Source organism: Mesorhizobium sp. M0522 (genome assembly GCF_040321085.1).
Lineage (GTDB): Bacteria > Pseudomonadota > Alphaproteobacteria > Rhizobiales > Rhizobiaceae > Mesorhizobium.
This window is the reverse complement of the sequence record NZ_JAMYQW010000068.1, coordinates 1-18,034: the sequence shown is the minus strand read 5'-3', so window position 1 is coordinate 18,034 and position 18,034 is coordinate 1. Positions and strand designations below refer to the sequence as shown.

Below are 18,034 nucleotides of genomic sequence, written 5' to 3'. Positions count from 1 at the left end.
GGCGGCAGCCGTGTCGAACACCCGCGCGCCGATCTCATAAGCCATCGCCAGCGCGGCTTGCGACCTGATATCGTCGACCTCGCCATAGATTGTCGCCGTGTCACGCCAACGCGCGGGGCCACCCGCCGCCCAGGTGCCGATGCCGATGCGCGGTACCGAGCGGCCATCCCAAAGCATCATCATCTGCATGCCCGGCTCCTCAACGACGCAAGCTGGCGTGGCGGGCACGCTCGCGGATCTCTTCGCGAGAAATGCCGGCATCCGCCAGTGTGCTGTCCCGGGCCTGCCTCAAGCTCGCAAGCGTCTGGCGATAGGCAATCCAGCGGGCGAAACGGTATCGAAGTTCATCCAACATGATCGTCTCCTTTGGTACGCAGAATGCCTGCGCGCCTGGGTTGGTCGGAAGCGCAAAACCTCTGCGCCAATCGCATGCGCGATCGAAAGGGTTCAGTTCGCTTCTTGGCCAGCCGAGGCGCTTGTCCCTGTCCCGCCAGGCAGGATTGTCCAACGCCTCCAATGCCTGCATACTTGCGCACGATGCCCGCTTTGCGCTACAGCCACGGTCGCAAGGAGTTTTTCATTTCTGCAAAATGGATATCGGCTGGGACGATCTGAGGTTGTTTCTCGACGTTGCGCGGCTGGGTGGCTTGAGCGCAGCGACGGGAACCACGCGCCTCAGCGCAGCCACCCTTGGACGACGCGTCACCGCGCTCGAAAAGCAGATCGGCGAACCTCTATTCGTGCGCCAGCAGACCGGCTACCGGCTGACCCCGGTCGGCGAGGAACTGCTGCGGCGCGCCGAAGACGTCGAGGCGGCAATGCAGTCGCTGACCCGCTGGCGCGAGGGAAACCTGCCCGACCGCATTGTCCGCATCTCGGCCGGGCCATGGACCTCGGCCTTCGTTTCCGCCCATATCGGCGAGATCTGGACGGTCGATGACGGCATAAGGGTAGAGCTTGTCACCACCACCGACCGGGTCGACATCGGCCGCCGTGCCGCCGACATCGGCATCCGCAGCGAGCGCCCGACCGAGCAGTGGCTGGCCGGCCGTCAGAGCGGCAAGGTCGCCCACGCCATTTATTCCGGACGTCACCTGATCAACGGCATCGCCGCCGGATTGTTCGTCGGCGTCACCGGCGAAGGCGCAAACATTGCCTCGGCGCGCTGGCTGCAAGCCCATCACGGCGACCGCATCGCCGTACGCGGCAACAACACCCATTCGGTGCGCGAACTGGTGGCCGCCGGCGCCGGCCTTTCGGTCTTTCCGTGCTTCGTCGGTGACGGCGATCCGCGGCTGGTTCGCGTTGCTCAGCCTATCCCCGAACTTGAAACCGACCAATGGATCGTCACCCATCACGAGGAACGTCACTCCCCGCCGGTACGGAAAGTCGCCGACCGGATCGCCGCCTTGATGCGGGCGCACCAGCCGCTGTTTCGCGGCGAGACGCCGATCCGGTAAGCCTCAGGCATCGATCGGCCGCCAGTGGAGCCGCACGCTGGCACTCATGCCCTGGCCGGGCTCCAGCGCCGTCAGGCCTTGGCCGTGATGCGCGTCGACCGAATCCGACACCGGTTCTCGACCGCTAGCTAGCGGGTCTAAGCGATTGGTTTCATTGTCAGCTTCCGTCCAGACTTGTTGCGGGAATGCTCACCGCGTCCCATACTCCTGCTATGGAGATGCCTAGGATTTTCGCCATCTCTGCATCTTCTTGCCGCCTGCCGCCCAGTGGGTGAGCGGCGCGCCCGGCAAGGCTTGAATACAGGACGAATTCCACTTTGAAGCTGGTACGCCGACAATCTATTCAGCGGCCTCAGCGACCTGCACTGGGATGTAATTCAGGATGGGCCCGAGCCACTGCTCGACCTCCGAAATTGACATGTCTTTGCGCCGTGCATAGTCCTCCACCTGATCGCGCTCGATCTTGGCCACCCCGAAATAATAGCTTTCCGGATGGGCGAGATAGATGCCGGAGACCGACGAGCCGGGCCACATGGCATAGCTTTCGGTCAAGGTGACCCCTGCGTTGCGTTCGCCGTCGAGCAGCCTGAACAGCGTCGCCTTCTCGGTATGGTCGGGCTGCGCCGGATAGCCGGGCGCCGGCCTGATGCCGCAATAGGGTTCGCCGATCAGATCCTCCGGGGCCAGGTTCTCGTCCGGCGCATAGCCCCACAACTCTTTTCGGACACGCTCGTGCAGCCGCTCGGCGAAGGCTTCGGCGAAGCGGTCGGCGAGCGCCTTCACCATTATCGAGGAATAATCGTCATTGGCCCGCTCGAAGCGCTCGGCGATCGCCACTTCCTCGATGCCGGCGGTCACGATGAAGCCGCCGAGATAATCCGCCTTGCCACTTTCGAGCGGCGCGACGAAATCCGACAGGGCGACGTTGGCCTTGCCGTCGCGCTTGGTCAGTTGCTGGCGCAGCGTGAAGAAGGTCGCCAGCTCTTGCGAACGCGTGTCGTCGGTGAAAAGCCTGATGTCGTCGCCGACGGCATTGGCCGGCCAGAAGCCGATCACGCCCTTCGGTGCGAACCATTGTTCCGCGATGATCTGCTTCAGCACCGCTTGTGCATCCTCGAACAGCTGGCGCGCCGCCGGCCCCTGTGCCTCGTCTTCGAGAATCTTCGGATAGCGCCCCCTCATCTCCCAGGTCTGGAAGAACGGCGTCCAGTCGATGTAGCGGGCGAGTTCGGCGAGGTCCCAGGTCTCGAAAACCTTCAGCCCAAGGAAGGAGGGGTTTTGCGGGACATAGCCCGACCAGTCGATCTTGTGGGCGTTTGCCCTTGCCCTGGCGAGCGGAAGGCGCAGCTTGTCGGCTTCACTACGCGCATGCGCGTCCGCCACCTTGCGGTACTCGGCGCGTACCGTATCGACATAGTCGCCCTTTGCCTGGTGGGACAGCAATGACGAGACGACGCCAACGGCGCGGCTGGCATCTGTGACGTAGACCGTCTGGCCGCGCTCATAGCGCGGGTGGATCTTGACCGCCGTGTGAACGCGGCTGGTCGTCGCCCCGCCAATCAGCAACGGAATGTCGAAACCTTCGCGCTCCATTTCGGAGGCGACATGCGCCATCTCGTCGAGCGACGGCGTGATCAGGCCGGAGAGGCCGATGATGTCGACGTTTTGCTCGCGCGCCGTCCGCAGAATCTTAGTCGCTGGCACCATGACGCCTAGATCGATGATCTCGTAGTTGTTGCAGGCGAGCACGACGCCGACGATGTTCTTGCCGATGTCATGGACGTCGCCCTTGACCGTCGCCATCAGGATTTTTCCGGCGGTCTGGCGTTCGCCGGTGTCGATGCCATTGGCGGCGTTGGCCAGCTTCTCGGCTTCCATGTGCGGCAGCAGCCCGGCGACCGCCTGTTTCATCACGCGCGCGGACTTGACCACTTGCGGCAGGAACATCTTTCCGGCACCGAACAGGTCGCCGACGACGTTCATGCCGGCCATCAGCGGGCCCTCGATGACATGGAGCGGCCGCTCGGCGGCAAGCCGCGCCTCGTCGGTATCGGCGTCGATGAACTCGGTGATGCCGTTGACCAGCGCATGCGAAATGCGCTTGTCGACAGTCCACTCCCGCCAGGCGAGATCGCGTTCCTTGGCCTCCTTGCCGGCGGTTCCCTTGAAGCGCTCGGCAAGTTCCAGCATCCGCTCGGTGGCGCTGCCGCCGCCCGCCGGCTGGCGGTTGTTGACGACGTCCTCGCAGGCTTCGCGCAGTTCCGGATCGATCGATTCGTAGACTGCAAGTTGGCCGGCATTGACGATGCCCATGTCCATGCCGGCCTGGATGGCGTGATAGAGGAACACGGCATGCATGGCCTCGCGCACCGGTTCGTTGCCGCGAAACGAGAAGGACAGGTTCGAGACGCCACCCGAAATGTGGACGTGAGGTAGGGTCTGGATGATTTCCCGCGTCGCCTCGATGAAGTCGACCCCGTAATTGTTGTGCTCGTCGATGCCGGTGGCGATGGCGAAGATGTTCGGGTCGAAAACGATGTCTTCCGGCGGGAAGCCGGCCTGCTCGGTCAGGAGCTTGTAAGCGCGGGTGCAGATGGCGACTTTTCGCGCCTGCGTGTCCGCCTGGCCTTCCTCGTCGAACGCCATGACGACGACCGCCGCGCCATACGCGCGGACGAGTTTCGCATGGTGGAGAAAAGCTTCCTCGCCTTCCTTCATCGAGATGGAATTGACCAGCGGCTTGCCCTGCATGCATTTCAAGCCAGCCTCGATGATCTCCCATTTCGAACTGTCGATCATCACCGGCACGCGGGCGATATCCGGCTCGGCGGCGATCAGGTTGAAATACTCGACCATCGCCTTCTTCGAATCGATCAGGCCCTCGTCCATGTTGATGTCGATGATCTGGGCACCGTTGGAGACCTGATCGCGCGCGATGTCGAGGGCGGCAGGGTAGTCGCCGGCGGTGATCAGTTTCCTGAATTTCGCCGAGCCGGTGACGTTGGTGCGCTCGCCGACATTGACGAACGGAATTTCCTTGGTGAGCGTGAAGGGTTCCAGACCTGACAGGCGCATTTTGCGCTCGATCTCCGGAATGGCGCGCGGCGGATATTTCCTCACTGCCGCTGCGATGGCGCGGATGTGATCCGGCGTCGAGCCGCAGCAGCCGCCGACGACATTGACCAGTCCCTCGCGCGCAAAACCCTCGATCTGCGCCGCCATGAATTCCGGGCTCTCGTCGTAGCGGCCGAACTCGTTGGGCAGGCCGGCATTGGGATAGGCACAGGTGAAGGTGTTGGCGACGCCGGAAATCTCGGCGACATGTGCGCGCATGGCGTTGGCGCCGAGCGCGCAGTTGAGGCCGACCGTGAACGGACTGGCGTGGCGGATCGAATGCCAGAAGGCCGTCGGTGTCTGGCCCGACAGCGTGCGGCCCGACAGGTCGGTGATCGTGCCTGAGATCATGACCGGAAGATGCACGCCCTTTTCGAGGAAGATCTCGTTGCAGGCGAAGATCGCCGCCTTGGCGTTCAGCGTGTCGAAGATCGTCTCGATCAGGATGATGTCGGCGCCGCCGTCGATCAGGCCGCGCAACTGCTCGCCATAGGCGATGCGCAGATCGTCGAAGTTGACGGCGCGATAGCCGGGGTTGTTGACGTCCGGCGACATCGAGGCGGTGCGGTTGGTCGGTCCCAGCGCGCCGGCGACGAAGCGTCGCTTGCCGTCTTCCTGTTGGGCGCGAATGCAGGCCCGCCGCACCAGACGGGCACCGTCCCGGTTCAGGTCATAGACCGCATCCTCCATGCCGTAATCGGCCTGGGCGATCGACGTGGAGGAGAAGGTGTTGGTCTCGATGATGTCGGCGCCGGCAATCGCGTACTGGTAGTGGATTTCCTCGATCGCTTTCGGCTGCGTCAGGATCAGCAGGTCGTTGTTGCCCTGTTGATGGCAGGCGCAGCCGACGAACTTGTCGCCGCGGAACTGTTCCTCGTTGAAGCCATGCCCCTGGATCTGCGTGCCCATCGCGCCGTCGAGGATGAGGATTCGTTCGCGCGCGGCCGATTCCAAGGCAGAACGAATCTCCGATCCATCCGCCTTGGCGACAACGGGTCCGAAAAGGGAATCCAAGGAGGATTCAGAATGCACCACGGTGAGCCTCGGCTTCCAAGATCACACACCGTGACATAAACATATCTTTATGTCAAAATATGATGTGCTCATCGTAACCTTTGATACGTCATGGCAGGCATCACGCTGGTCATTAGCCCCACTGCCAATGCGGCAAGGCCTATTCCGAGTTCATGTCTCATCTTTCACTCCTCCAAAGAATCTTGAATGTCAGTCCGTCATTTCGCAGTCATGGCAATGTTCCTTCTCGCCAGACCGGAAACCTCCTGGCCATCAAAGGCATTGTGGGGGCCCCGCCTCCGCGATTTCCTCCAATCGGCCCGGTGGCGCCTCCCGGCTTGATCCAAATTTAAGACGCCAGCGCACGGGCACTGGCCCTATGAAGATTCATCGCTTTTCGTGCCCGCACCCGAGCAGAAAACTCCCGTCAGGTGCTGGCCTTGGGAGGCAACATTTTCTGCTGTTTCGAATTGCCGGCTTGGTCTCAACTCACGGACCGAGTTGGCCATATTCATGCGAACGAGCACAGAAGAGCGCTATCAGCCAATCTGTCGCGAAGAGCGGAGAAATTGGATCAGGGCAAGTTAATTTCCTCCTCCACGTTTCGCTGGTTGGCAGCGTTATATGTTGTTCTTGGCGCCAAATTAAACGGTACGGGAATTCTGTCAAGCCAAAAAACCCGCCGAGGCAGCGGCCCCGGGATTCCGCGTATTGTCCTCGGCATATTTGCGTGGATGATGCTCGATCCGGTTAGGAGTTGCCGCGCGCACAAGCATTGGTTGCGCCGTCGAGGACCTTGACATTTGTCACGATGGGGGCATTTTTGTTGTCCTTGTCAACATTTATAGAATCGCCAGTACCCAGGAGGAAACAGCCGATGCGCAGATTGGGCATTCATTCGTTCGTATGGACCGGCGGTGGCAATCAGGCCATGCTTGAAGAAGCGATGGAGAATTCGGCTGCGTGCGGTTACCGGCTGATCGAGTTTGCGTATCTTCAACCCGAAAAGTTCGACATCCATCGCCTCGCCAAGAAGGCTCAGTCGTTAGATCTCGAAATCGCCCTCACCATGGGCCTGCCCTTGGGCGCCGATGTGTCGAGCGAGGACGGCGCTGTCGTGAAGGCAGGTGAGGAATTACTCGCGAATGCAGTCGCGGCGGTGCGGGACATCGGCGGCACTAAGCTCGGGGGCATTCTCTATTCCGCGCATACGAAATACTCGACAATGCCGAGTGATCGCGGCCGCAAGAACAGCATTGCAGCCATTGCCAAGACGGCTGACGCAGCAAAGAAGGCCGGCGTCGATCTGGTCCTGGAGGTCGTCAAACCGGTTCGAGACGAATCTCTTGAACACGGCGGCTCAGGGCCTCGACTTCATCAAGGCGACCGGCTCCGATCACGTCACGCTCCATCTCGACACGTTTCATATGAACATCGAAGAGGCCAATCCAGCGGCGGCCATTCGTCTGGCCGGCGACAAGATCGGCTATTTTCACATCGGCGAAAGCAATCGCGGCTACCTCGGCGATGGAGTGATCGATTTCGATCGCATCTTCGACGCGCTGCTAGACATCGGCTATAACCGCGACATCACCTTTGAATCGTTCTCCAGCGCCGTGGTCGATGAGGGTCTGTCCCTCGCATGCGCCATATGGCGCGATACCTGGACCGAGAACATGCCGTTGGCAAAGCACGCCAAGGCCTTCATCGACCTGAAAATGCAAGAGGCGGTTCGTCGGCGAACGACGAATGCCCGTCCATAAGTCGAGGATAATCTGATTGTGCGGCAGTGCGGACCCTCTGCCTAAGGCGCCCTGCTCCGCGGTCTTCAGCGCTGTAGTGCTGCGGTTTTTTCGCTGTTCATCGGCAGCCTCGGATCCGTGAGACAGAAGCTTCGGGGGATGCGCGTTCAATAAGATCGCGCCAGTTGCTGCACGCCTGCGCGGCGTGTACCAAGTGAGCGCGTTGTGGTTGCGTTCGGCTTGCGGACCGCAGGTAACCTGGAGAGACCTAAGTGAATGACCCGGCGCTGACCGCCAGTTCAAATCGCAGGATTCGACAAAACAATGAAGTGGCGGCTCTAAGAGCCCTTCATCAATTTGGACGTCTCACTCGAGCCGAACTCGCGCGCAAGTTACGGCTTAACCGCTCTTCGTCGGGGCATATCATCGCGAGCCTGACGGCTGACGGTCTGGTGCGCGAAGCAATTGAGGATCTGCCTGAACAAGCGGGCTATGCCCGAGCCGGCCGTCCCGGCATCATGCTGGAGCTTGTGCCGGATGCTATTTTCTTCCTTGGGGTCGAGATCGGTGTCGAGCATATCAGTACGGTAGAGATCGATCTTGGAACCAATATCGTTTCGACGAATGTGGAACCGTTTGATGGTCCGTCGATCAGCGTAGAGGCCGCGGTCGACCGCGCCGTGAGGCTGGCTCTCCAATCTATTCCTGTGTCAAAACTGGAGCGATGTGAAGGCGTTGGCGTATCAACCCCGGCGCAAATGGATAAGAATGGCTTCGTCCACTTTGCGCCGCTTCTCGGCTGGCGAAATGTTCACCTTGCAAAGCTGGTGAGAGACGCCCTGCCGATTCGTGTTCCGGTCCTTGCCGAGAACGATGCCAACGCATTCGCGATCGGCGCGACTTACGGGCGCAGCGAGGTGCATTCCGGCGTCACGCTTTTTCTCGTTATGGAGAGCGGTGTCGGCGGCGGCATTATCGTTGACGGCAGCCTTTTTCGCGGCGCCAACGGGCTGGCGGGGGAGATTGGGCACTTGATTATCAGCGACGCGCCAGGCCCGCGCCGCAATCTCGAACAACTAATCGGCCTTGAAAACATTATGGCCGATTATCGCAAGACCTCCGCCCTCAGTGATCCGACATTCGGCAACTTCCTTTCCGATGTCCAAAACCGGTTGCCCAGCGCCGTCTCAACAGCCGAGGACTGGGCAAGGGCTTTGGCAATAGGCCTGGTGCAGACTTGCCGAATCATCGACGCCGACAAGATCGTGCTAGGCGGTTCGGTCGCCGCACTCTATCCCTTGATGGCTGCCAGGGTCGCTGCACACATCCATGCCATACAGGAATCCAGTTTCCCGTTCCCATCGATCACAATGAATGATGAAGGAACTGTCGGTTCCGCCTTCGGTGCGGCCTGCATGTTACATCAGCGATACTTGTCTCTGCAAAGCCAGCGTTTCGGCGACGGTACGGCGGAACTCGAAGGGGCAGAGGAAGACGAAGACTAATGTCCAGGTTCGGCACTGCCGAACCGATGCTGCTGCTCGGGCTACCCGTCTGATCGCGATTTAGAACGCCATTGTGGCGTGTCCGTCTCGATTGATTAATATGTTGCATAAAGCGACAAACTTAATTAATGTAGCCTCTGGAGGAGCATCCCGCATTCCCATCGTGGCCGTCTCGGGTTGTCGTTCGCTGTGGAGCGAGCGGCCGCAACCTCCAGGCGCGTGCTCCAGTCAAAAGATGTGCGCTAGCCGAGTTGTATGATGCCCGCAGATGCGATTTTAAGTCAGACCAAGCTCGCACCCAACGCACTAGGGCCGACGGTGGTCATCGGCGAGATCCTGGTGGAGATCATGGCTAAAAGTCGCGGCGACGGCTTTCTCGAGCCGATAGAGCTTATCGGCCCCTTTCCCAGCGGCGCGCCGGCGATTTTCATCGATCAATGCGCCAAGATCGGCGGGTCGGCGGCAATTGTCGCCTCGGTCGGCGATGACGATTTCGGCCGCATCAACATCGAGCGGCTCCGGTCTGACGGCGTGGACGTATCGGCCATCTCGGTCAGCCAGGATTATCCGACCGGAAGCGCGTTTGTTCGCTATCGCAATGACGGCTCGCGCGACTTTGTCTTCAACATCGGAAAATCGGCGGCGGCCCTGGTGAGCCTGACGGTTGAAGCGAAGGCGCTCTTCGAGCGGGCTGGACACCTCCACGTCATGGGTAGCGCTTTTGCCATCCCGGGTATCTGGGAGACGATGGATTATGCCATCGGCGTCATCAAGCGGCGCGGCGGCTCCGTTTCACTTGACCCGAACTTGCGCAAGGAATTGCTCGGGCTCGGGCAGACGCAGGAGCGCTTCGCCAAGCTCGTCGATGTCGCCGACCTTATCCTGCCCTCCGGCGACGAATTGTTCATGGCAGCTGGAGTTGATGGTGAATCTGCCGCGGTCATCGCGCTCTTTGGGCGCAGTGTGACAGAGATTGCGCTTAAACGCGGCGAACACGGATCAACATTCTTCGGTGCTGACGGCTCGCGGATTGATTGCTCGGCGTTCAGGGTTGCGGAAATTGATCCGACGGGCGCTGGCGACTGTTTCGGCGGCGCTTACGTCGCTTGCCGCCGTCTCGGCATGCCTGTGTTCAAAGCCCTAGAGTATGCCAATGCCGCGGGAGCCCGCAACGTTACTATTCAAGGTCCGATGGAAGGTGCCGCCTCGCGTCGGCAGCTTGACGAATTCATCGCCGTGACCCCGAGAAACGCTCGATGACCGGTCTCCTCAAAAGCCTGGCGGCGGCGCGGCGCAATGGTTCGCCGATAGGCGTCACGTCTGTCTGCTCAGCGCATCCATTGGTCATTCGGGCAGCAGCGCGCAATGCTGCACGCTTCTCCGACATGCTTGTGATCGAAGCAACCTGCAACCAGGTCAACCAGTTCGGTGGCTACACCGGAATGCTGCCCAGCGATTTTGTTCGTCTCGTCCAGCACATATCGGCAGAAGAAAAGCTTCCGATGGAAAGGATCATCTTCGGTGGGGATCACCTTGGGCCAAATCCGTGGCGCGGGGAACATGCCGGCGCAGCGATGGCGAAGGCAGAAGAGATGGTCACGGCGTACGTGTCCGCCGGCTTTCGAAAGATCCACCTCGATGCTTCGATGGGATGCGCCGGCGAGCCTGCCGCGCTCGACGACGCCAGAACGGCGGAGCGTGCAGCGCGGCTGGCCTTGGCGGCAGAGCGCGCGGCGCGCGCCGCAGGAGATGAGGCCCCGGTCTACATCATCGGCACCGAGGTGCCGACGCCCGGCGGCGCCAACCATGCAATCAGCGACATTGAGCCGACCAGCGTAGCGGCGGCGACGCACACGATCGATGTTCATCGCGACCTGTTCCTGAAGCAAGGCTTGGCCGATGCGTTCTCACGCGTCATCGCACTGGTGGTCCAGCCCGGTGTGGAGTTCGGCAATGAGAATGTGGTCCTTTACGATTCCGCCAGGGCACGCGGGCTGACGCGGCTGCTCGAGCAGGAGCCTGGCCTGGTCTACGAGGCGCATTCAACCGACTACCAGGGACGAACATATTTGCGCCAATTGGTCGAGGACGGCTTCCCGATCCTGAAAGTGGGGCCGGAATTGACCTTCGTCCTGCGTGAGGCGCTCTACGCGCTGGACCTTATCGCGACCGATCTTTTGCCTGACTACGGAGCCCGTCCACTCTATCAGGCCATGGAGCGATTGATGCTGGCCAAACCCGGCAATTGGCAGGGCCACTATCACGGCTCGGAAGCCGAACAGCGCATCCAGCGCCACTACTCGTTCTCGGACCGCATCCGGTATTACTGGAACCAGCCGGAGGCGGAAGCAGCGGTCGCGAGCCTGACCGCGGCCCTGCACGGCAAGACGGTGCCGCTCACGCTGTTTCGCCAGCATCTGCCCGCATTCGAGGCGTTTGCAGGCAAACCGCTCGAGCCTACCTCGTTACTGATCGCCTCGATCCAGCGCAGCCTGGACGAGTACCGCTTCGCCTGCACGGGCGAGGCACTCAACACCGAAAGCAACCCGACGGCTGGAGGACGAAGATGAGCGAACAACTCTCTGGAAAGGTCATTGCAATCACGGGCGCGGCATCGGGTATCGGCCTTGCTTGTGTCCGTGGTTGTCTCGATGCTGGCGCGCGCGTGGTCCTGATCGACTATGCGGATGAGAAACTGCGCAGCCTGGCTGCTGATCTCGGCGAGAACGCGATTCCTTTGAGGGTGGATCTCACCAATCCGGAAAGCGTGGCAGGCATGATGCCCGGCATTCTGGACAAGGTCGGTCACCTCGACGCCTTCCATGCCAATGCCGGCGCCTATATCGGCGGCGATTTCATTGATGGTGATCCGGACGCCTTTGACGGGATGCTGAACCTGAACGTCAATGCCGTATTCCGAACGGTCCATGCGGTCCTGCCGCACATGATCGAGCGGGGCACGGGAGACATTGTCGTCACCAGTTCCGTTGCCGGCCATACCGCAATACCATGGGAGCCGATCTACACCGCTTCCAAGCACGCAGTTCAAGCGTTCGTCCATGCGCTGAGGCGACAGGTGGCGAAGCACGGCATCCGTGTCGGCGCGATCGCCCCCGGACCGGTACTGACGCCCCTCGTCGCCGACTGGCCGAAGGAGAACCTCGACCGGGCGATGGCGGCCGGAAATCTGTTTGAGCCGAAGGAAATTGCCGAAGTCCTGCTGTTCATGCTGACCCGGCCGAGAACGGTGACAATTCGCGATATCGTCATTCTGCCGACCAACTTCGACATTTGACACGTAGCGTCTCGGCATCGAAATTCGGGGAGGTAGGCCATGTATCAAGCGCGCTTCAGGGTGGACAACGAGATCGCCGTGGTGACCGGCGGAGGCAGAGGTATTGGCCTCGCATGCGCCGAAGCGTTGGGCGAGTCCGGAGCGCATGTGGTCATCATAGAGCCCGACGAGCAGATCGGCAGTGCTGGCAGGGATGCACTGACTGCGAAAGGCTACTCGGCCGAGCTGATGCTCGGTGACGTCACTTCGTCAACAAGGATGAGCGAGATTGCTGACACGCTCGCCACTCGGGGCACGCCGGCTTCGATTCTCGTCAACAATGCCGGCGTCGGCAGCAGCGGCATTTCGTCGGAAGATATCAGTGATGAACTCTGGCTGTGGATGATGAACGTCAACATCAACGGCGTCTTCTGGTGCTCGCGCGCTTTCGGCCGCCACATGATCGCGGCCGGCCGCGGCTCAATCGTCAATCTGGGTTCCATGTCGGGCACGATCTGCAACCGGCCGCAGCCGCAAACACCTTACAATGTCTCCAAGGCGGCCGTGCATCACATGACCCGCTCGATCGCCGCCGAATGGGCGCCTCATGGCGTGCGGGTTAACGCGGTGGCGCCAACCTACATCGAAACGCCGATGGTCCTGGCGATTCCGGAAAGCGCGCCGCGTATAGAAGCGTGGTTGCGAGACACGCCAATGGGCCGCATGGGCCAGGCGCACGAAGTCGCCAGCGCTGTCCTGTTCCTCGCTTCCGACGCGGCCAGTTTGATGACCGGAGCCGTCGTACCCGTCGATGGGGGATTTACGTGCTGGTAGGACCGTAGCAGCCAAGAGTTTCCTCCCGGTCACTTCTCTCACCGAAGCTCGAGCTCGAGAAGGTGGATGCGGCTTCGGCCGCCGGCACATCGCCTTAGGTAACCTCGGCGCCGATCGCAGCCAGCGCGAACCACGTCGAAATCCTTGTCCCCAACCAACAGTCGAGCCGCCCGCCAGGCACCGCCGACCAATGTAGATCGGCAATCTGTCAGCAAAATTAATGACGCCTCCGCACGGGCGACGCTGGCCGAGCCCTGCTTCGAACGGTCATGCCGCCGCTGGGCAGTTCGCAGTCTCGCCGCGACTACCAGAAGGCTTGTATGCGCCCATTGCGATGGCGCGCACCTCCAGCGGTGTAGTCGAGCAGAGTCGCCTGGTCGTGGACTAATGACCTCGACGGATCTGTAGGATTTGCGCACGCCGCTCAGCTTGAGCTCAGCCATGGCTTGCCTCCCGGGCACCGGCACGTTTGGTCGTGTCGTTGTTGTTTTCGTCATCTTGCGCCATCGCCAGCGGCGCGCCTGGTTCGCCTTCCCACAGGATCAGGCTGGCGGCGCCGATCAGTCCGGCCTGATTGCCGAGTTGCGCCGGCACGATGGGTACGTCCCGGTAGGCGGGCATCGCCCGCTGCTCGACGACCGCCCTGATGCTTGGAGCCAAGAGGTCGAAACCGTTGGCGAGACCGCCACCCATTACGATCAGGTCCGGCGAATAGAGATGAAGCAGATTGGTGAAGCCGATGCCCAGCCAATTCGCCTCCGCCTCGATGAGTGTGCGCGCGCGCCCGTCGCCTGCACGCGCGGCATCGACCACGTGCCTGGCCGAGATGTCGCCGTCGGCCGAAAGGCGCCGCAGCAGCGAGCCGTCGCCCGGCGCCGTCAGCGCCGTGGCGCGCCGCCCGAGCGCGGTTCCGGAGGCGACCGCCTCGAAGCAGCCGACGGCGCCGCAGAAGCAGCGGTCTCCTTCGCCGGTGATGGTCATGTGGCCGATCTCGGCCGCCAGCCCGCGCCGGCCATGATAGACGTGACCCTCGGCAACGACGCCACCGCCAATGCCAGTCGACACGGTGACGAACACCATCGACCCGGTGCCACGCCCGGCGCCGAAGCGCCATTCGCCGAGTGCTGCGGCATTGGCGTCGTTCTCCAGCCGCACCGGCAGACCGAAATACTTGCCGAGAATGTCGATCAAGGGCACGTCGTGCCAGCCAGCCAGTGTCGGCGGTGCGATCACGATCCCGGCCTTGGGGTCGAGCGGCCCCGGTGCGCCGACGCCGATGCCGGCAACCTTGGCCTGTGGGTGCTGTGTCAGAAGGTCCCCGGCCAGCGCGATGATCTGGCCGATCACCGCTTCCGATCCCGCGATCGCCATCGTCGGGGCCGAAACATGGGCGATCACGTGGCCGCCGCTCTCGACCAGCGCGCCGCGCAGCTCCGTTCCGCCGAGATCGAAGGCAAGCGCAACCTTTGTCATCAGGCGGCAATCTCCAGCCCATGCAGCCAGGCCATGCGCTGCGCAAGGTCGGGGTCGCCGAATGCCAGCGATCCGAGCACCACGGTTTCGGCGCCGGCGGCGCGCAGGCGGGGCACCGTTTCGTGGCGGATGCCGCCATCGGCAGCCAAGATGATTTCGTTCTCTCGACCTGCTTTTCGCATCAGCGCCCGTGCCTCGATCAGGCGCGGGCCGGCCTGGTCGGACAGGCTCTGGCCCTTGACGCCGATGGATGTGCCGAGAAGCGTCACGAAAGCCACTTGCGACAGGAAAGGTTTGACCGCGGCCACCGGTGTTTCCAGTCTCAGCACCACCCCGGCCTCGACGCCGAGCGCACGCGCCAGCCGCGCGGCGCGTAGGCCGGCCTCGCCGTTTTCCGCATGGACGCTGACAAGATCGGCGCCGGCCTCGATGAATTGGCGCGTCTGCTCCTCGACGATCTCCGCTTCAACCATCAAATGCACATGGATCGGCTTTGCCGTCAGCATGGCAATCCGCGCCACCAGGTCCGGAAAGAACAGGAAGCCGGGGGTGAAGCGGGCGTCCGCGACGTCGATGTGGTGGAGGTCGACAAACGGATCTATGCGCTTCAGGTCGCGCTCCATATTGGCGAGGTCGGCCGACCACAGCGAAAACTCGCCGAGCAGCCGGTTGCGCGGAAGGGCGGCGATGGCAGCGGGGCCGGACAGGGATTTGGTCGTCATAACGGGACAAGGCTCCGGATGTTGAAGTGAGCGCGAAGGAAGGTCGTGATCTCAGCCTGCAGCTCGGCGAAATGCCTGACGCTGTCGAGCGCCTTGGGAGAGATTTCCGCAAAGGTTGCGCCGGGGATCGCCGTGGCAAGCGTTCGCGCAGCCGGCAGCGGATGCACCGCATCCATGGCGTTGCCAATGACCAGCGTGGGGACGCCAAGGGCAGCGGCGTTGCTTTCAGAAACGCCCGGTCCGTCGGCGGCGATGTCGGCGAGGACCTGCGCGAATGGCGCGGCGTCCGGCCGGTCGAAATAGCCGAATAATGAGGCGAGATTGTCGGGCGCGTGGCGCTGCAGGCGCTCGGCGGTTTCCGATTGCGCGAAGATCGTCCTGGCCTTGTCGGGGCCGTGGTCGAGGATGAGACCGGCGACCTCGGCGATCGGCCGCAGGTTCACCGGCGCGCTGTCGAAAATCCAGGCCGGGCGTACAAGCAGCAGACCCGCGATGCGGTCCGGGTGGCGACAGGCAAGGCGCAAGGCAATGGCGGCGCCCATGGAAACGCCGCCGGCGACGAAACGTTCGAGACCGGCTTGATCGGCGGCGGCAACTACATCGTCCGCGAACATGCTCAGGGAAAACGGACGGCGGCTGCCCAGTCCGGAGGCGCCGTGCCCGCGGCATTCCAGCGTGATGCGCCGCAAGTCGGCACCGGCCGGGAAAGCCTGGGCGATTTGCGCCTCGCCGCCGCCCAGCCCATGCTGGAAGACGACGGCAAGCCCGTTGCCATTATCAGAAATCCGAAGCGTGGCGTCGTCGCGAAGCAGAGCGGCCAGGCGCGCCATCAGGTCAGCCCCATCAGGAAGCGAGCAACCCCTGGTGCCTCTTCGGCCGAGAGGCCATGCGTGACCAGCGGCCCGTCAAAGCCTGATGACTTCAGCCTGGCGACGAAATCCGGGAAATCGACGACGCCCCTGCCGGCGGTGGCAAAGCGCCCGTCGGCAAAGCGGTCCTTGGCATGCGCCATGGCGACGTGGCCGGCAGTGCGTTCGACGGCGGCGGCCACGATGGCGCTTGCTTCCTCGGGGCTCGCCTGTTCGAACAGGTTGGCCGGATCGAGCACGACGCGCAACCGCTTCGAGCCCATCTCGGCGATGAGGCGCATCGCATCCTGCGCCGAGGTTACGATGTTGGCCTGTTCGGGCTCGATGCCGAGATCGACGCCATGACGCTCGGCGAGTTGAATCGCCTTTTCGATCTCGCCTGCCATGTCGTCCCATGCCTCACGGTCGGCGTTGTCGGGGTGATACGCCCACTGATCGTCCGCGTTGCGCGTTCCCGTGCACAGGGTGACGAGCGGAACAGCAAGGGACGCCGCGGCCTTGATGACCACGCCAAGCCGGCGCATGCCGTCGTCGCGCACCGCTTTGTCCGAATGGGCCATATTGTAGGTGCCCGACAGCGCCACCAGGGCGACGCCGGAGGCACCGGATGCTGCCGCGATGGCGCTGATGGCACCGTCAGGTACCGCATCCGGCATCGACGGCAGGCCGGCGCAGGCAAGATTGAACTGGGTGACGGCAAATCCCGCGTCGCGCACCGCCGCCAGCACGCCGGCCGGCTCGCTGCCCGGGAAGGTCCTGGCGAACACCCCGACCTGCATCAGACCGCTCCGGTGACGGCAGCGATCTCGACGCGCAGCCCGCTCTCCACCGAGCGGGCGATCGCCACCATGGCGCGGATCGAGGCGAGGCCGTCCTCGACATCGGCGCCGCGCAGCGGCGCGCCGTCGAGGACCGTGTTGGCGAGGCCTTCGAGTTGCCGCCTGAAGAAATGGCCATCGGCGCCAAGCGGCTTTCGCGCCGTCGCATCCTTCTCGTGAAAGATGTCGACCTCGCTCGCTCGGAAATACCAGGGATTGAAGGTCTTTGCGATCACGGAGCCGTTCTCGCCATAGAGTTGAAAGCCTTCGTGCCAGTCCATGCGGACGGCGACGGTGAGGTCGAGATGGCCGAGCGCGCCATTGGCGAATTCAGTTTCGACGAACCAGCAATAGGCGCCGAAACGCTCATTGAGGCGGGCGCGCACCGCGACAATCTCGCCGCAGAGGAAGCGTGCTGTATCGACAAGGTGCGAGCCGTGCGCGAGCATGAAATACTGCCTGAGGTCGGCCTTCGGATTGCCGGCCGGCTTCTTTGCCAGCTTGCTGGTGACGGGCAGCGGCTGGACCGCGTCGGTGTTGGTGTAGCGATGCGTGGAATCGCAATACCAGGCCTTCAGCGCCAGGATTTCGCCCATCTCGTCGCGGACGAAATCGCGCGCCGCTTCCAGTGCCGGGTCGAAGCGCTTCATATGTCCGACCTGCAGCACCTTGCCGGAGCGCTTAACCGCATCGGCGAGCGTCTCACCTTCCTCGACCGAGACGCCGATCGGCTTCTCGCACAGCACGTGCTTGCCGGCCTCGAGCGCCTTGATCGACATCGCAACGTGATAGGCGTCCGAGGTCGCAACGATCACCGCTTCCAGCTCAGGGTCGGCGAGCATCTCATCGTAGTCGCCATACATTTTTTCGGGCTCATAAGTCGCGCCCATGCGCGCCAGCAGGTCGGGAGCGGCATCGCAGATCGCATAGAGGTCTGCATTCCTGGCTTTCACGCAGGATTCCAGATGGGCAAATTGCGCGATCGGCCCGCAGCCGAGCACACCGACACGAAGGCGACGGTCTTGCTTGCGGATCATGGTCTCTTCCTCAGGCGCCGTAGCCGCGCATCGTCTGGCGGTTGGTCTTGACCGCGGGGCCCCCAAGCCGCAGCCCGCCACCGCCATCACAAGAAACACCACACCCACCCATAAAAACATGGCCAGGCACCTCCGACTACACCACCACCCCACGATCCCCCGATGAGATAAC

General features: G+C 62.5%; 13 protein-coding genes and 2 pseudogenes. 7 read left to right on the top strand and 8 right to left on the bottom strand.

Annotated features, from left to right (window positions below; genetic code table 11):
• Together NKI58_RS34370 and NKI58_RS34365 are read right to left on the bottom strand one after the other, a co-directional pair.
• Positions 1 to 189, bottom strand: a pseudogene (locus tag NKI58_RS34370) (aldo/keto reductase); the annotation flags it as partial.
• Positions 190 to 199: 10 nt separating this feature from the next.
• A complete protein-coding gene (locus NKI58_RS34365) occupies positions 200 to 355 on the bottom strand; it encodes a YjiS-like domain-containing protein (RefSeq protein ID WP_156937304.1) in 156 nt (51 codons plus the stop codon).
• Positions 356 to 590: 235 nt separating this feature from the next.
• Between NKI58_RS34365 and NKI58_RS34360 the strand changes: the two genes are divergently transcribed.
• Entirely contained in the window at positions 591 to 1,460 is an 870-nt protein-coding gene (locus NKI58_RS34360; RefSeq protein ID WP_352587424.1) for a LysR family transcriptional regulator, read from the top strand.
• A 339-nt stretch (positions 1,461 to 1,799) separates the two neighbouring features.
• Here the strand turns inward: NKI58_RS34360 and metH are convergent, their stop codons facing one another.
• Positions 1,800 to 5,609 carry a methionine synthase gene (gene metH / locus NKI58_RS34355; protein ID WP_352726271.1) on the bottom strand — a complete coding sequence of 1,270 codons (3,810 nt, stop codon included), beginning with the start codon at positions 5,607 to 5,609 and terminating at the stop codon, positions 1,800 to 1,802.
• An 856-nt stretch (positions 5,610 to 6,465) separates the two neighbouring features.
• On the opposite strand from metH, the pseudogene NKI58_RS34350 reads away from it, so the two are divergent.
• The 6 genes and pseudogenes from NKI58_RS34350 (at position 6,466) to NKI58_RS34325 (ending at position 12,943) form a co-directional block, all read left to right on the top strand.
• Positions 6,466 to 7,351 (top strand): annotated as a pseudogene (locus NKI58_RS34350) (sugar phosphate isomerase/epimerase family protein).
• Positions 7,352 to 7,602: 251 nt separating this feature from the next.
• Entirely contained in the window at positions 7,603 to 8,835 is a 1,233-nt protein-coding gene (locus NKI58_RS34345; protein ID WP_352854449.1) for an ROK family transcriptional regulator, read from the top strand.
• A 258-nt stretch (positions 8,836 to 9,093) separates the two neighbouring features.
• The gene (locus NKI58_RS34340; RefSeq protein ID WP_352569190.1) at positions 9,094 to 10,095 is read left to right on the top strand and encodes a tagatose kinase; all 1,002 of its coding nucleotides are present in this window, start codon (positions 9,094 to 9,096) and stop codon (positions 10,093 to 10,095) included.
• Positions 10,092 to 11,405 (top strand): D-tagatose-bisphosphate aldolase, class II, non-catalytic subunit, encoded by a 1,314-nt coding sequence (locus NKI58_RS34335; RefSeq protein ID WP_352457868.1) that lies wholly within the window; start codon positions 10,092 to 10,094, stop codon positions 11,403 to 11,405. The genes NKI58_RS34340 and NKI58_RS34335 overlap by 4 nt, the downstream gene beginning before the upstream one ends.
• On the top strand, positions 11,402 to 12,130 hold the full coding sequence (locus NKI58_RS34330) for an SDR family oxidoreductase (protein WP_352569006.1): 729 nt from the start codon (positions 11,402 to 11,404) through the stop codon (positions 12,128 to 12,130). Before NKI58_RS34335 ends, NKI58_RS34330 begins: the two co-directional genes overlap by 4 nt.
• A gap of 39 nt (positions 12,131 to 12,169) precedes the next feature.
• A complete protein-coding gene (locus NKI58_RS34325; protein ID WP_352789287.1) occupies positions 12,170 to 12,943 on the top strand; it encodes an SDR family NAD(P)-dependent oxidoreductase in 774 nt (257 codons plus the stop codon).
• Positions 12,944 to 13,378: 435 nt separating this feature from the next.
• Here the strand turns inward: NKI58_RS34325 and NKI58_RS34320 are convergent, their stop codons facing one another.
• From NKI58_RS34320 to NKI58_RS34300, 5 genes are read right to left on the bottom strand one after another with little or no spacing between them, the layout of a single operon-like run.
• On the bottom strand, positions 13,379 to 14,416 hold the full coding sequence (locus NKI58_RS34320) for an ROK family protein (protein WP_352457866.1): 1,038 nt from the start codon (positions 14,414 to 14,416) through the stop codon (positions 13,379 to 13,381).
• Positions 14,416 to 15,138: a ribulose-phosphate 3-epimerase gene (locus NKI58_RS34315; protein WP_023680304.1), complete on the bottom strand. Its 723-nt coding sequence runs from the start codon at positions 15,136 to 15,138 to the stop codon at positions 14,416 to 14,418. The genes NKI58_RS34320 and NKI58_RS34315 overlap by 1 nt, the downstream gene beginning before the upstream one ends.
• Positions 15,135 to 15,968 (bottom strand): alpha/beta fold hydrolase, encoded by an 834-nt coding sequence (locus NKI58_RS34310; RefSeq protein WP_352789283.1) that lies wholly within the window; start codon positions 15,966 to 15,968, stop codon positions 15,135 to 15,137. Before NKI58_RS34310 ends, NKI58_RS34315 begins: the two co-directional genes overlap by 4 nt.
• On the bottom strand, positions 15,968 to 16,786 hold the full coding sequence (locus NKI58_RS34305) for a sugar phosphate isomerase/epimerase family protein (RefSeq protein ID WP_352789280.1): 819 nt from the start codon (positions 16,784 to 16,786) through the stop codon (positions 15,968 to 15,970). The genes NKI58_RS34310 and NKI58_RS34305 overlap by 1 nt, the downstream gene beginning before the upstream one ends.
• On the bottom strand, positions 16,786 to 17,862 hold the full coding sequence (locus tag NKI58_RS34300; protein WP_352457863.1) for a Gfo/Idh/MocA family protein: 1,077 nt from the start codon (positions 17,860 to 17,862) through the stop codon (positions 16,786 to 16,788). The genes NKI58_RS34305 and NKI58_RS34300 overlap by 1 nt, the downstream gene beginning before the upstream one ends.
• Positions 17,863 to 18,034: the final 172 nt, after the last annotated feature.